The organism is Desulfosporosinus sp. (assembly GCF_014237355.1).
Classification (GTDB): domain Bacteria; phylum Bacillota; class Desulfitobacteriia; order Desulfitobacteriales; family Desulfitobacteriaceae; genus Desulfosporosinus.
This window is the reverse complement of record NZ_JABZFS010000014.1, coordinates 110,790-125,032: the sequence shown is the minus strand read 5'-3', so window position 1 is coordinate 125,032 and position 14,243 is coordinate 110,790. Positions and strand designations below refer to the sequence as shown.

Below are 14,243 nucleotides of genomic sequence, written 5' to 3'. Positions count from 1 at the left end.
CGTAAGGTAATAGAGGGTGACTCACGACAGGATGGGGAAATTGTGGGTTGCGATTGCAACTCAACAAGTTCAACCTGTGAGTCTAGGTGCCACTATCGGCTATTAATTGATGATTATTAGGATCGGGGAAGGGATGGAGAATAAAGCTGGCCAGCGTTTGTTTTATGAACTTTACCCTTGGCCACCACGATTTGACCATTGACCAAGGTGTAGTCAATTCCTAAAGGAACCTTTGAAGGATTGTTGTAATCTTCTGGGGCAGCGATTTTATTAGAATCAAGAATCACTAAATCAGCGATATCGCCTTTTCTTACATATCCTCGGTTGGCTAAGTTCAATCTTCGTGCTGGGTCTCCGGTAATTCTCTTAATACCTTCAGCCCAAGTTAATATCTTCTTATCACGGACATATTCCCCTAAGAACTTAGGATATGTGCCGTATAAACGGGGATGAGGTTTGCCGGTAGGAATACCATCCGAACCAATTTGACATAACGGGTGCTTGATTAAAGCTATAATATCTTCTTCGGCAAAAAGGTTTTGGATTACCATTGAACAACGACAATCCTCACTAATTAGCAGTTCTGTAAGCAAATCGATGATTTCGCTTGCAGATTCAACATGTTCGGAGCAGTTTTTTGAGACTAATTGAGTTAGGGTTTGACCTTCTGCCCATTTGTTTTGGTGCTTCGTTACAGAGCTTATCATTATATTGGACCAACCAACCATGCCCACAAAGTTATCCCAGCCTGGATAACTTGGTCCAGAATTGCTCAGTTCATCTTTTAGTTTGGCTCGAAGTTGAGGGTCTTTTAATCTGCGGATGATTTCCGTACTGCCACCTTCTTTGGCCCATGGAGGGAGAACCTGAGACAAAAGTGTACTCCCAGCCCTATAAGGGTGTTCATCGAAGGTTACGTCGACACCATGGTTTCTAGCTTCTTCTACCATGTCTATTAACTCTTCAGCGGTAATGCCATAATCTCGATTTGCATAGGAGCGCATATGGGAAATCTGTAGCTTAACCCCAGATTCTTTAGCTACGGCAAGTGCTTCGGCCATTCCTTCACGAACTTGGCGGGAATGACTTCGTATATGAATCATCATAATTCCGTTATAAGCCGCGACCACCGAACTTAAGGCAAGGAGTTCTTGTTTGGGCGCAAATATCCCAGGTAAGTATGCTAAACCATATGATATTCCTAAAGCCCCATTTGACATTGCTTCTTCGACGATTCTACTCATGGCTGTGATTTCTTTTGCTGAAGGTTGGATATTATTCAACCCCAAAACTTGGGCTCGAACTGCCCCGTGACCGATTAAAACAGCGATATTGTTTGGCTTGTCCGCTTGCCTTAGCTCATTTAAGAACGTAGAAAAATCTGGCCAATTCCAGGTAAGTGGACCAGGACCTAAAATAGGGCTAAGATAGCTGCGCCAGTCTTCCATCCTCTCGAGATGGGGAGCTGAACCCAAACCACATTGCCCAACTATTTCGGTTGTAACTCCTTGATTAATCCTGCTTTCACGGATTGGGCCAGACATAAACGGCACCAAGTCACAATGGCTATGGACATCGATAAATCCTGGAGTGATCATTTTGCTCGTTGCATCTAAGATTTCAGCAGATTCATTGGATAGCCCCAGTCCAATTTCAGCAATCATTCCATCTTTAATTCCAATGTCGGATCGATAGGGTATGTTTCCGGTTCCATCTACAATTAGACCACCCATGATGACAGTATCAAACATCTATAACAGACCCTTTCGATAGTTTTAAAGATTAATAAAGAACCACCCAACTTTTTGAGAAGGGTTGTTTAGGACTAAATATAAAAGAGTCCGTCTTACTAGAAGACGGGCTCTTTAGATCATCCACTAGATCATCCACTAGATAATCCAGCAACTATTCTGCCTTCTTAAAAATGGACCAAGGCGTATCAACGGCTAAACCGTCTTCTAACATTTTTTGTACAGTGCCTGGAGTATAAAAGCCAGCTCCCTCTGTTTTGAATAGGCACTCCTCCAAGGTTATTTCCTCCCAAGTATCCTCGCCTTTTAATTGAGTAAGAAATTTCATCTTGATTCCTCCGTAAAATATATTTTCAAGGTCAAACTAATTATAGCAGGAAATACCCAGCAAGTGAACCTATCCCAGGTGAAACAGGGGGACAGGTGCAGTGTTTCGCGTAGAATTTTTATAAGTCGCTAGGACCTGCGAGACCAAAGAGAAAGAAACCAAAGGAAAAAGTCAGAGATTCCCGGTAGTAGGTATTTTAAGTGAAAACGAAAATGTACTTCCCTGTCCTTCGTTACTCTCTACCCATAGTTTACCCTGATGTGCTTCTACAATAGATTTACTAATCGCCAAACCTAACCCGGTTCCACCGTACATGGGCGAGCGGGATTTTTCTCCACGATAAAAGCTCTCGAATATGTGAGGTATGTCTTCTTGAGAGATTCCAGGGCCATTGTCGGAAACCGATATAATTAAGTTTGGTTTTTTTACATAAGCTTTAACTTGCATTCGCCCGCCCTCTGAGGCATAGTGTTGAGCATTACTAAGTAGATTTAAAAGGACTTGCTCAATTCGTTGACGATCCACTAGGATTTGAACGGAGGGGAGGGGACGATCTATTATCAAGGTTAACTTTCCCTTGTCCTTATTAAATTCAAGTTCATAAGGTTCTAGTATACTTTCAAGAACTTCACGGCTATCCTCTGGTGCTAGTTTGACTTCCAGTTGCCCTAGATCAAATTGAGAGAACTGAAATAGATCTTGAATTTGCCGGTTTAGTTGATCAGTTTTTTGGTGGATTATGGATAAATATCGCTTCACACTTGCTTCATCCTCGACGATTCCATCCTGAAGCCCTTCTACATATCCTTTTATTGAAGAAATTGGGGTTCTTAGGTCATGAGAAATGCTGGCTATCAAGGCTTTACGTGACTGTTCGTAGGCATTCTGTTTTTCTAGGGACTCCTTGAGCTGATCTCGCATGTGGTTGAAAGATCTTACAAACTTGCCTAATTCGTCCTTTCTATGATACTCAAGAGAAAACTCTAAGTTACCCTCACTGATTTTTTGTGTTGCAAGACTCAGGTCGTCAATAGGTCTTAGAATTGTTCGAGAAAAATACCATGTAAAAAGAACTATAAGCAAAATTAAGGCCAAGAATCCCCAACCAAAGCTGGATAGTATTCCTTTTAATATTTCTGCGAAAACGTTATATGGTGGAACAGAAGGATTGACATCGATTAAGGCCGTCGCAACTTGTTTTCCTTCGATCACAATAGGTAAGGAGTATTGAAAAGGGTTTAGACGTAGGGATTGGTTCCAGCTTACCGCTAAAGTATCTTGAGGGAGATGGCTGGGTTCTTGATCCTGCCAACCTAACTTGTCCTCAGAGTCATATAACACTCCACTGGGATCAACAATTCGAATATGAAGTTGATACTTGGAGATTAAGGGTTCTAAAGCAGCCGTAAAGACATCATATTGATGGATATTACTAAATTCATCAACAATCTTACGAGCAGTTTCTTTGTTGACCCTATCTATCTGATGGGTAAAGCTTTCAAGGGATGTAGGGTCTAAAAGATCCTTCATTTTGTTCGTAGTCATATAAAGAGATGTAACGGTTACCACGATGGGTAAAATAATAAGGGCTAATATAATCAGTAGAAAGCGGAGTCTTATTCCAATCTTCATTAAGAACCTCCATCGAATTTATAACCTACGCCCCACACGGTTTTAATGAAATGTGGCTTAGAAGGGTTTTCCTCAATTTTTTCTCGAATTTTACGTATATGCACAGTTACAGTATTGATATCACCGTATTCGTTTTGCCCCCAAACGGCTGTGAAGATCTGTTCCCTAGTAAAAACTTGCTGCGGATGGCTTGCGAGATAACGTAAGATTTCAAATTCCTTGGTAGCTAAGTCTACTTGATTCCCCTTAAGGAAAACTCGGTAGCCCTTGCTGTCAATTTCTAAACTTGAAAACTTTAGCCATTCATCGGGTTTGATAGGGGACGATAACAAGGTATAGCGACGGATTTGGGCTTTAACACGCGCAACTAGTTCTCCGGGGCTAAACGGTTTGGTGATATAGTCATCAGCACCTAGGCCTAAACTTAAGATTTTATCAACATCGCTTGATTTTGCACTCATCATCAGGACTGGGACTGTGGATTGATTGCGAATAATCCGGCATAATTCCATGCCATCAATTTTAGGCAGCATTATATCTAATAGAACGAGAACGGGGAGATGCTGCTGAAATAGAGTTAGTCCCTGCTCTCCATCAAAGGCCAAGATAGTTTCAAAACCTTCTTTTTTAAAATAGTCATGCAATAATTGACCAAGTTCTTTTTCGTCTTCAACAATCAGTATTTTGTAAGATTCCACTGCCCGCCCATCCTCCAATAACTAGTTTGAAATTGATGACTCAATTCCTCTAATTACCATTATAAGAGTACCCCGCACCCTAAAGCAATTATTTTAGTTACGGGGCTAAGAGCTGACAAGACTTAAACTGAACTAGGCGATGTCTCTTTTCTGAAAGGTTATCCATGAGATGGTAATAAATAAAAGCAAATAGCTTCCTAAAACAGTGAGGGAGAAGGGGAGGGTTAGACCAAAAGGATTACTACCCATAGTAACCATGGTTAAGTCCGTATTAGCAAAAAGGATGTATTTACTCCAAGTTTGTTGAGCAAACATGCTAGTTAATTGGGGACCAAGAAGAAGTAAGAGCAACGTAGCACCGATGGCTAAGGCATTGCTGCGGAAAACAACTGAGAGCATAAAGGCTAAAGTTAAATAGATTACGATTTCTACGGATTTTAGCGAATAAGTTTGAAGAGTGTGTACCACCATGCTCATTTGGGAAACCTCTCCCGTCGGGCCAATAAACAGATAAGGATTATCAGAATTATCAAAACCATAGAGAATCCCGTTCGTTACAAATGAGGTTGCCAGCAGGACAATTACAAGCAAAAAGGCAAACATTAAGGAAGCAAAGTATTTTGAAAGCAAAATTTTAGAACGACTAATGGGTCGAATCAGAAGGAGTTTAATGGTTCCCCATACATACTCATTAGAAACGATTCCTCCAGCCACTACAGCAGTCATCATAGTAATAATACTTAGGAGGGATGCCTGTTTTGCAACTTGTTCATAGACTGTAGTATTAGGCGAGATGTCATGGCTTAAGGCATATTTATCAAGTTTTAATTGTTTTTCCACTTCGCTTTTTTGAAAATTGGGGATCTGGGGATTGTTTAGCAGTTCAGTTGCCGTCTGGATTTTTTGTTCAGTCTGCACTTTCCAGTCTCCTACACTTTGAGGGGTTGTTTTGTAGGTATATATTGAAGTGAAAACTGAAAGCCCCATGAGTATGAAGATCATGATAAATTGACCAACTCTGCTGTAAAGCTTCATATTTTCATTAAGAATTAGTTTTAACATGATTATCCTCCCTTGTTATTTCTAAAAACTTATCTTCAAGTGATTTTTTTGGAGTATAAATGCCGTAAACCTGGATTCCATTACGATTTAGTTCTGAGTTAATGAGGGCCACGTTCTTTTTTGAAGTCTTTACCTCTAGACCATCTCTAGTTTCCAAAAGGGGGATATCACTAAACACCTTAGTGATAATGTCTTTAGCCTTTATCAAATCATCTACTTCGAAGAATGTCGGAACATCCTCGTTGTTCCCACGAATAAATTCTTTTAGATCTTTTACTTCGATTAACTTGCCTTGGTTAATCACGGCTACTCTGTCACACATTAATTCCATTTCCGTCAAGAGGTGACTAGATACAATTACCGCAACATTTTCTTCTTGGGACAATCTTCTAAGATAATCTCTGAGTTCGCGTATTCCCGCTGGATCAAGCCCGTTTGTGGGTTCATCTAAAATAAGAACGGATGGTTTGTGAAGCAGTGCTTGGGCAATACCTAATCTCTGTCTCATGCCTAAAGAGTAGGTTTTAACCTTATCCTTAAGGCGTTTGTCTAAATTAACTAAGGTTGCAACCTCTTGGATGCGCTCTTTACTAATACCCGCTGACATATTGGCAAAATGAACGAGATTTTGATAGCCCGTAAGAAATGGATACAATTCCGGATTTTCCACAATTCCCCCTACATGCCGAATTGCAGACTTGAAATCAGAAGAGATACTTTTACCTTGAATAAATACCTCCCCTTCTGTGATAGAAATAAGCCCAACCAACATACGAATAGTCGTTGTTTTTCCTGCACCGTTAGGCCCTAATAAGCCAAATATTTCTCCACTATTAATATCAAACGTTAATTGATCTACGATGGTTTTACCTGAGATTCTCTTAGTTACACCGTTTAATTGGACGGCAGTTTTGCCCGACATATTTGACCTCCCTCATATAGTTCTAAAGTTATTATGCCTACTAAATGTAGACTGCTACATATAAAAACATTAAGAAAATATTAAATCGGTGAAACAGGGGGACAGGTGCAGTGTTTCGAAGTAGTCGAAACAGTTGACCTGTCCCCTTGTTTGTCCCCTTGTTTGTCTGTAAAACAATTTCGATAAATAAAACAGTAGTATGAAACATTTCTTGCAGGATGAAGAGTTATGCCTATTGAATTTGTTAAGAGATTACAGAATAGTAAAGCATGCATAAGAAAAGTAAAATATGTAAAGGGGTTCAGACATTGAGCAAGTTAAACGTAACGATCTTAATCGAAAACACCGTAGGAGTTCCTTTAGGGCTCTTAGCGGAATGGGGTTTGTCAATGCTCTTGGAATTTGGTGAAGAGAGGATCTTATTTGATGTAGGGGAGCAAGGCAATTTGATCAGTAACGCACAAATCTTAGGCCATGATCTAAGGTTAATTGACCGTGTCATCTTAAGTCACGGACACTATGATCACACGGGAGGTCTTTTTAAGTTCCTGCAATTTAGAGGGCGGATTCCAGTTTATGCTCATCCGGATTTATTTAAAGGGCATTACGGTCGGGGAGTTAAAGGAAATGCGGATAGGTATATAGGTGTGCCGTATTGTCAGAAGCAACTGGAGAGTGCTGGTGCTGAGTTTCACTGGCATAGTGAACCCGTAGAATTAAGTCCTGGTCTATGGTTAAGTGGTGAAATCCCACGAGAAACAACGTTTGAGGAACTAGATGATCGATTGGTTGAGTTTAAGGGAGGGAATCTTATTCAGGATAGCATTCGAGATGATTTAAGTCTTTTCTATATGACAGATCAAGGATTGATCATACTTCTCGGTTGTGCACATTCGGGACTGGTAAACATTGTAGAACATGCTAAAAGGGTAACTGGTCAGCAAAAAGTAAGAGCTATTATTGGTGGAACTCATCTTGGACCAGCGACTCCGAATCAAGAGCGACAAACGATGGACTATCTGAGAGGACTTGATTTAGACTGTTTGGCCCCAAATCACTGTACTGGACCGGTTATCTTAAGCAAGTTAGCGATGGAATTTCCTAACGCTTTTACTTGGGCAATGGCTGGTAGTACATTGGATTTCAGTTAATGATTTAGAGAAAATTATTATGAAAAGCTGAAGGGAGTTCAACTGATGGCTATCCCCACTTCTCGAACCAAGAGTCAGCTGATATCTTAGTCGATTCCAGCCTTTGTACAGGTTGCGGTTTATGCATCGAAGTCTGTAAGGGTTTTAATCTTTTTCTAGAAAAAGGTAAGGTGATCTGTCAGGATTCTGTTTACGGTTGTATGTGAAACAGAGGGACAGGTCCACTGTTTCGTTGGAATGATATGCAAACCGTTTGAGGGGGTGTGTCAAATGCCAAGAAAAGCAAGAGAACAAAGCCCAACAGGTATCTATCACGTCATGATGCGTGGTATCAATCGTCAGAGTATCTTCGAAGAAGAAAAAGATCGTCTAAAATTCATCGAGAAACTTGCTGAATTCAGAGACAAAAATTCGATGTGGGCATTTGTTTCAGGAACGATTTAAAAGCGAAATCGTAAGTACAGACTCATATTTTCTAACAGCTCTACGTTATATTCACCAAAATCCTATCAAGGCGAAGATAGTAGAGGATATTTCGCACTACAAATGGAGTAGCTATGGAGAATACTTTGGCCAAGGACATATTGTAGATAAGGAGCACGTCCTAGGGATGTTTTCTGATACATCTAGCGAAGCATTAAGGCTGTTTGAGATATTTTCGAGAGAGATGATAACTGAAGTATGTTTAGATGTAGAAGAAACCAAACAAGGTATTAGCGATGTAAGACTCAGAGAAATACTCAAGGAAAAGTTCGGAATTGACTCTATAAAACTAGCAAACGAAGAAAGAAAACGGCAAGAGGAGATACTTAAAGAGTTAAAACAATTGAAAGGTACTAGTATACGGCAAATCGCAAGAACGACCGGTGTATCACAAACGAGAGTTTGGAAAGCGTGAAACAGTACACCTGTCCCCGTGTTTCGCTAGAATTGATCAACAAAACGGCCTTGTTCTGGAACTGCTATTTCCTCAAAATAATTAGTCAATAAATCTAAATGACGTGATAACTCGTCACCTTTCATTGGTTGACCATGGCTGGGAAGAACAAGCATCGGATTTAAGTCCCTCAATAGATTTACTGACCTTTCAGCTGCTTTCCAATCAGTCGTTAGGTAGGCGGGGGGTCCGCTTATTTGCTCGTCTTGAGTCATAACCGACATTAATGACTCTTGTTTCAGGGTTGTAATGGCATCACCAGGTATCATTATGCGGTCTTGTTCTCTAAATAGGGCAACGTGTCCTTCCGTGTGACCAGGTGTAGGAATCCATTTCCAGCCATGCATACCTGGGATACTTTGGTCCGAAGGAAGTGAATTAGCGCGGTATCCTATGTCTATACTGGTGTGTGGAAACGTCGGGGACATTTGTGCTACCATTCCTCCGCCTACGCTTGGGTCTCCAACTGGGTAATCCTTTTTTCCTGTTATGTAAGGAAGTTCTGATTCATGAGCATAAACGGGAACATCCCAATAATTTGAAAGCTTTATTAATGATCCTACGTGATCAAAATGTCCGTGTGTAAGAATGATGGCCTGAGGGCGAGTTTTCTCTCCAAAGCGCTTCTCAGCCATCTTTAGGATATAATCTGCAGAGTTTTCTAGGCCTGTATCAATTAGAAACCATTCGCTTTTCTTATTTGGGTTACTGACCATAAAGGCGTTCACAACCCTGAATTGCAGAATAAGAATATCGGGAGTGATTTCGCTAGCTGAGGTCGTCAGTTTTGATAATAACTCAACCATAGTATTTCCCAACTTGATCTCCTCCAGTTTAAAATTTTAGATACGTTCTATTTTGTCCGTCTGGTAGGAGACTATCCTTTCTGCTTTAAGAATTTGAGACGTCATTAGGCTCAATTAAATAATAGATTTAATAAAAAGAACGGTACAGATGTCCCGTGTTTAGAAAAAAACAGTATACCTGTCCCTTGCTTCTCCTTAAAAGAAAACAGTGCACCTGTCCCCGTGTTTCGCTATTGAGTCGGAGGGATGTTGATAACCTGACCAACAGAGAGAACATCGGGATTGGTTATTTGTGGGTTGATATTCAAGATGCTTTGAATCGTTACGTTAAACCTTGTAGCGATGATATACAATGTATCCCCTGGTCTTATAACATAGCCGATAACGTCTGATCTTGGTGCGCATTCAGCACCTAGAGCAACCCAGGTTTCCTCATCGGCTACCCCTGTTCTTTCAAGCTCAGCTTGACTATTTTGGAAGGCTACGAGAGCAGCTTGAGTTCTTGGACCAAATATACCATCTATGGCGCCGGGGTCAAAGCGGGCAAATCGGAGAAGTGTCTGTAGCCGACTTACGCTTGGACCGCGATCTCCTTGGCGTAAAAGCGGGCATTCTACAGAGCTTATTGGAATTATGATCGTCTGTCCTGGATAAATTAAATTGGGGTTAGTAATTTGAGGATTAAGGGCAAGAATGGCATTAACAGAAGTATTATAGTTTTGTGCGATTTTATAAAGGGTATCACCTGGTTGAACAATATACGTCATTTGAATCCCCCTCATGAGCTTTCTATAACACTATGGGATTTTCAAAGACTTTAGTATTCTCTGTTAAAACTGAATTAATCCCACAATTAGTTAAGTCCGACTTTTTTGGGTATAACTAGAAAGAATTTTTGCAGGTGATAAGGAGTTTTTTACGTGCAGTTAGCAATCAAGGCAGTGGGGGAAGGGGCTAGAGCCTTATCCTTTCTCCTAGCAAAAAACCCCCAGAATTTATATGATCGGACTGAAAAAGGATATCGTGTTCGTTTAACCTATACGGTATTTACGGAAACGGAAGTTGAAGTGATCCTGTTTGTGACTCCTGACCCAGTTGAACTGGTCAAAAACAGTCCGGATACTTTCAAGATCACGCAATATATCAACGATCGAGAATTTGTGGTGAGCAGTATATTTTGTTCCTATGCCCGTTCGGCTTTAGCAACAGCTATAAATGGACGGACTATAGAGGAGTATCTCCCTTGGGTAACTCATGCTTTCCAGTTAAATGTGAGTTTTGGGCCAGTTGCTACAGATTTATCGGATTCAGTAGTGACAGGCCTTTTCGAACCTTTAGGTTTTCAGGTTATAATTGAACGGGGAGATGTTGACTATTTATTTAAATTGAAAGATAAAAGCTCGGCGCGGTTTCTCCATCTTCAAGGCAGGGTCACCCTTCAAAACACCTTAAACTACTTATATGTTCTGATACCGGTGCTAGACGATTATAAACATTACTTTATGGATGAACGGGAAATAGAAAAACTTCAACGTTATGGAGAAGGTTGGTTGGCAAATCATCCCTTCAACGAAGTGATTATTAAACGGTCCCTGCGGTTCAGGGAACTTATAGATAAGGTCCCTCCCGAATTAATGACTAAGATACCTGAGAGTTTTCCTTCAGATCCTTTAGACAATAGGGAGCCTGCAATTAATCTTAACGAACTTCGCTACGAAACTATAGTAAAGATTATTGAGACCTTACCTTCGAAAGAAACCATTGTGGATTTTGGTTCCGGAGAAGGAAAACTGTCCGTGCGTTTAGGCTTAATTCCCCAGGTTCAAGAAATTCTAGCGGTGGAGCCGACAGAACGGTTACTCCTCAGAGCGATGAAGCGTTTTGCTCAGGCCAGTCTACAGGAAGGCTTTATTTCTCCCACCCCGATCTGGGGTTCCTTCTATTATTACGATGAGCGGGTGCGAAATAAGGATGTCATGATTCTAGGTGAGGTAATAGAACACATTGACGAACATAGGCTACCCCGGGTCATGGACACAATTTTTGGTAGCTATCAGCCCAAGACCCTCATTATAACGACTCCCAATGTTGAATATAACCAAGTTTACGAAATGGAAGAAGAGATGCGCCACAAAGATCATCGATTTGAATGGACTCGGGCAGAATTTATAGCATGGTGTAACTCTTGGGCTGACCAATATTCTTATGGTGTTAAGATCGATGGTATTGGGCAGGAAGTCGAGGGGTTTGGTCAACCCTCTCAGATTGCTATTTTTACGAGACAGGTGGGGAGCGAAAAATGACTCAACCAATTGCTATTCCCCACGCAGGAATCGTTCTGTTAGTAGGACCTTCGAACAGTGGGAAAACAACACTCCTTAATAACCTTGTAGAGCAAGGAGTATTATTAAAATCTGAAATTGTAAGCTCGGATCAATTCCGAGTTCTAGTTTCCGATACTGAATTCATTGATTTTGGTAAACACTCTAAGGGTGAACTAGAAGTACTCTCTGCAAAGTATCGTCAGATTTCTCAAAGTGCCTTTGACGCCATGAGTGAGCTCATTAATATTCGCGGTGTTTTAAATAGACTTACCGTGGTCGATGCGACCCATCTTTGGCCTGAAGACCGTCAAAAAGCTGTCAAATTAGCAGTTAAAAACCATCTATCTGTAATGGCCATTATATTAGATATACCGGAAAAGATACTTTTAGAAAGAGATGCGAAGCGAGAACTCCCAAGGGGTCGTAATCGAATCAAGCAGCAGGTTCGAACCTTTAAGAATAATCTTGGTTCCCTAAAAACGGAGGGCTACTCTGCTATATATACTTTAAATGAAGTCCAGCTTGAACAGAGCAGCTTTGTACGAATTCCCAATCCCTTGGTAAAAGAGGTTGGCGCAGGGCTTGATTTTATTGGGGATCTTCATGGTTGCTATGATGAGTTTTTGGAACTCCTTAAAAAACTAGGATATCGGCAAAATGAAGAGGGTCTTTACCTTCATCCTGAAGGCCGTAAACTTGTATCTGTCGGAGATATTTTAGGACGAGGCCCAAAGAGCCTTGATTGTTTGAACTTTTTCATGAAACACGTAGAGAAGAGCCTCGTTTATATGGTGGATAGTAATCACGGTTGGAAGATTGCTCGTTGGCTTTCCGGTCGTAACGTAAACCTGACGCATGGAGATGAAAACGTTGCAGCGGAATTTTTGCATTACGAGCAAGAACAAGGGAAAGAAGCTTCTGATCGTTTTAAAGAGCAAGTTAAAAATTTTCTTCTCGACGCGCCATCAAATCTCGTATTTAGTGAAAATGGAGTTGAGGGGATTGTTGCAGCCCATGCTGGAATTAGGGATCGGTATATTGGAAAACAATCTAAACGGATTAGTGATTTTTGCCGTTATGGAGATACAGATGGGATGGATGAGACTGGAAGGCCAGTTCGTAAGGATTGGTTTATTCAACATCAATCCGGAGAGATTATTGTCTGGGGACATGATCCAAAGCCTCAGCCTCTGGTTGTTAATAACACAATCAATATCGACCAAGGGGTTGTCTTTGGCGGCAGTTTAACCGCTTATTGCTATCCTCAAAAAAAGTTTGTTTCAGTTGGTGCGCAAAAGGACTATGCAGAAGATCCAGAGAGCTCTATACAAAAATGGAAGAGCAAACGGTTTGATCCTCCGAATATCCATGGTTTTATCAACGGATATTCCGTCAATACGGAAGATTATGGAGAAATAAGGATTAAAGAGGAGTATGTTAAATCTTCGATAGAAGAAGTCTCCCATTATACTATCCCTATAGAAGAACTCGTTTATATTCCTCCGACAATGAGCCCTACGACGGATCCTTCTCCTCTTAAGGATTATCTTGAACATCCGAAAGAAGCGTTTGACTATTATCGAAAACAAGGCATAAGGACTATGGTAGTAGAGAAAAAACACATGGGCAGTAGAGCAATCCTCCTCCTGTTCAACGATGTTGAGTCTTCTAAAAACTATGTCGGAACTTCAACTTTAGGGATTGTCTATACAAGGACGGGTAGACCATTCTTTAATCAAGCCATGACCCAAACGATTTTAGAGCAACTGAATACTGATTTAAGGAAGGCCGACTATTTTACTAAGCACAAGACAGACTTTGTTTTACTTGATGCAGAGATTTTACCCTGGAACTTAAAGGCCAAAGAATTAATCAGTGCACAGTATGCTCATGTTTCGGAAGTGACCTTAATGGATCGGCAAAAAATTCTAGAGAAACTAGAGCTGGCCTACCAAAATGGCTGGGACGTTAGTTCGTGGATTGAGGAGTTCAAAGTTAAATTGAAACGTGCAGAGGTTTTTCGGGACGTCTTTCAAACCTACTGTTGGGACACCCATGGAATTGACGGGATTAAGATTGCTCCGTTTCACGTTCTAGCAGATAGTAATCGAACGTATTTTGACCAACCCCATCTTTGGCATATGGAACAGAACAGGGACCTAGCTGCATTATCTCATCTATTCATGGAAACGGAATTTAGAGTGGTTACGGATGAAGTGTCTGAAGATGAGGCAATTCGTTGGTGGGAGGAAATTACGGAAGACGGCCATGAAGGATTTGTCGTTAAGCCAGAAACCTATATTGCTAGAAATGAAAAAGGTCGTTTGATTCAACCGGCAATCAAGGTCCGAGGGAGAAAATACCTTCATATTATTTATGGAATTGATTACTTACAGCCTGAGAATTTAGCTCGTTTAAAGAGACGTAATGTTAATCGAAAGCAACGTCATGCCTTAATGGAATTTGCCTTAGGACTAGAAGGGGTTAAGCGTTTTGTTAAGAAAGAATCAGTTGCAAGAGTCCACGAATGTGTCCTAGCAACCTTGGCCTTAGAGGCTGAGCCAGTCGACCCGAGGTTATAAAGATAATGATTATCTTTGCAAGGGTCAGGAAAAGCTAATAGTCAGCAAGA

At 40.9% G+C, this 14,243-nt stretch carries 14 protein-coding genes; 6 read left to right on the top strand and 8 right to left on the bottom strand.

Annotation, left to right across the window (positions count from 1 at the left end; genetic code table 11):
• Nucleotides 1-116: 116 nt before the first annotated feature.
• The 6 genes from HGJ98_RS03305 to HGJ98_RS03280 form a co-directional block, all read right to left on the bottom strand.
• A complete protein-coding gene (locus tag HGJ98_RS03305; RefSeq protein ID WP_291349603.1) occupies nucleotides 117-1,751 on the bottom strand; it encodes an amidohydrolase family protein in 1,635 nt (544 codons plus the stop codon).
• A 154-nt stretch (nucleotides 1,752-1,905) separates the two neighbouring features.
• The gene (locus tag HGJ98_RS03300; protein ID WP_291349602.1) at nucleotides 1,906-2,079 is read right to left on the bottom strand and encodes a hypothetical protein; all 174 of its coding nucleotides are present in this window, start codon (nucleotides 2,077-2,079) and stop codon (nucleotides 1,906-1,908) included.
• Between the two features lie 171 nt (nucleotides 2,080-2,250).
• Entirely contained in the window at nucleotides 2,251-3,711 is a 1,461-nt protein-coding gene (locus tag HGJ98_RS03295) for a HAMP domain-containing sensor histidine kinase (protein ID WP_291349601.1), read from the bottom strand.
• A complete protein-coding gene (locus HGJ98_RS03290; protein ID WP_291349600.1) occupies nucleotides 3,711-4,409 on the bottom strand; it encodes a response regulator transcription factor in 699 nt (232 codons plus the stop codon). Before HGJ98_RS03290 ends, HGJ98_RS03295 begins: the two co-directional genes overlap by 1 nt.
• Nucleotides 4,410-4,541: 132 nt before the next feature.
• Nucleotides 4,542-5,471, bottom strand: coding sequence for an ABC transporter permease (locus tag HGJ98_RS03285; protein ID WP_291349599.1), 930 nt, complete (start codon nucleotides 5,469-5,471; stop codon nucleotides 4,542-4,544).
• The gene (locus tag HGJ98_RS03280) at nucleotides 5,452-6,393 is read right to left on the bottom strand and encodes an ABC transporter ATP-binding protein (protein WP_291349598.1); all 942 of its coding nucleotides are present in this window, start codon (nucleotides 6,391-6,393) and stop codon (nucleotides 5,452-5,454) included. Before HGJ98_RS03280 ends, HGJ98_RS03285 begins: the two co-directional genes overlap by 20 nt.
• Before the next feature lie 308 nt (nucleotides 6,394-6,701).
• Between HGJ98_RS03280 and HGJ98_RS03275 the strand changes: the two genes are divergently transcribed.
• The 4 genes from HGJ98_RS03275 to HGJ98_RS03265 all read left to right on the top strand — a co-directional run bounded on the left by HGJ98_RS03275 (nucleotide 6,702) and on the right by HGJ98_RS03265 (nucleotide 8,442).
• Nucleotides 6,702-7,544: an MBL fold metallo-hydrolase gene (locus HGJ98_RS03275; protein ID WP_291349597.1), complete on the top strand. Its 843-nt coding sequence runs from the start codon at nucleotides 6,702-6,704 to the stop codon at nucleotides 7,542-7,544.
• A gap of 83 nt (nucleotides 7,545-7,627) precedes the next feature.
• Complete coding sequence (locus HGJ98_RS22315; RefSeq protein ID WP_367142659.1) at nucleotides 7,628-7,750, top strand: 4Fe-4S binding protein; 123 nt, start codon at nucleotides 7,628-7,630, stop codon at nucleotides 7,748-7,750.
• 64 nt (nucleotides 7,751-7,814) lie between these two features.
• A complete protein-coding gene (locus HGJ98_RS03270; protein ID WP_291349596.1) occupies nucleotides 7,815-7,988 on the top strand; it encodes a transposase in 174 nt (57 codons plus the stop codon).
• Entirely contained in the window at nucleotides 7,969-8,442 is a 474-nt protein-coding gene (locus HGJ98_RS03265; protein ID WP_291349595.1) for a hypothetical protein, read from the top strand. Before HGJ98_RS03270 ends, HGJ98_RS03265 begins: the two co-directional genes overlap by 20 nt.
• Nucleotides 8,443-8,468: 26 nt before the next feature.
• Here HGJ98_RS03265 and HGJ98_RS03260 read toward each other — a convergent pair whose 3' ends face one another.
• Nucleotides 8,469-9,299 (bottom strand): MBL fold metallo-hydrolase, encoded by an 831-nt coding sequence (locus tag HGJ98_RS03260; RefSeq protein ID WP_291349594.1) that lies wholly within the window; start codon nucleotides 9,297-9,299, stop codon nucleotides 8,469-8,471.
• A gap of 218 nt (nucleotides 9,300-9,517) precedes the next feature.
• Nucleotides 9,518-10,054 (bottom strand): LysM peptidoglycan-binding domain-containing protein, encoded by a 537-nt coding sequence (locus tag HGJ98_RS03255; protein ID WP_291349593.1) that lies wholly within the window; start codon nucleotides 10,052-10,054, stop codon nucleotides 9,518-9,520.
• A gap of 153 nt (nucleotides 10,055-10,207) precedes the next feature.
• Between HGJ98_RS03255 and HGJ98_RS03250 the strand changes: the two genes are divergently transcribed.
• Together HGJ98_RS03250 and HGJ98_RS03245 are read left to right on the top strand one after the other, a co-directional pair.
• Nucleotides 10,208-11,590, top strand: a complete 1,383-nt coding sequence (locus tag HGJ98_RS03250; RefSeq protein WP_291349592.1) for a 3' terminal RNA ribose 2'-O-methyltransferase Hen1 — start codon at nucleotides 10,208-10,210, stop codon at nucleotides 11,588-11,590.
• Nucleotides 11,587-14,193 carry a polynucleotide kinase-phosphatase gene (locus tag HGJ98_RS03245; protein ID WP_291349591.1) on the top strand — a complete coding sequence of 869 codons (2,607 nt, stop codon included), beginning with the start codon at nucleotides 11,587-11,589 and terminating at the stop codon, nucleotides 14,191-14,193. Before HGJ98_RS03250 ends, HGJ98_RS03245 begins: the two co-directional genes overlap by 4 nt.
• Nucleotides 14,194-14,243 lie beyond the last annotated feature (50 nt).

Excerpts from the sequence above, each read along its gene's own strand:
- HGJ98_RS03305 (WP_291349603.1), bottom strand. The coding sequence starts at position 1,751 with ATGTTTGATACTGTCATCATGGGTGGTCTAATTGTAGATGGAACCGGA.
- HGJ98_RS03300 (WP_291349602.1), bottom strand. The coding sequence starts at position 2,079 with ATGAAATTTCTTACTCAATTAAAAGGCGAGGATACTTGGGAGGAAATA.
- HGJ98_RS03295 (WP_291349601.1), bottom strand. The coding sequence starts at position 3,711 with ATGAAGATTGGAATAAGACTCCGCTTTCTACTGATTATATTAGCCCTT.
- HGJ98_RS03285 (WP_291349599.1), bottom strand. The coding sequence starts at position 5,471 with ATGTTAAAACTAATTCTTAATGAAAATATGAAGCTTTACAGCAGAGTT.
- HGJ98_RS03280 (WP_291349598.1), bottom strand. The coding sequence starts at position 6,393 with ATGTCGGGCAAAACTGCCGTCCAATTAAACGGTGTAACTAAGAGAATC.
- HGJ98_RS03270 (WP_291349596.1), top strand. The coding sequence starts at position 7,815 with ATGCCAAGAAAAGCAAGAGAACAAAGCCCAACAGGTATCTATCACGTC.
- HGJ98_RS03255 (WP_291349593.1), bottom strand. The coding sequence starts at position 10,054 with ATGACGTATATTGTTCAACCAGGTGATACCCTTTATAAAATCGCACAA.
- HGJ98_RS03245 (WP_291349591.1), top strand. The coding sequence starts at position 11,587 with ATGACTCAACCAATTGCTATTCCCCACGCAGGAATCGTTCTGTTAGTA.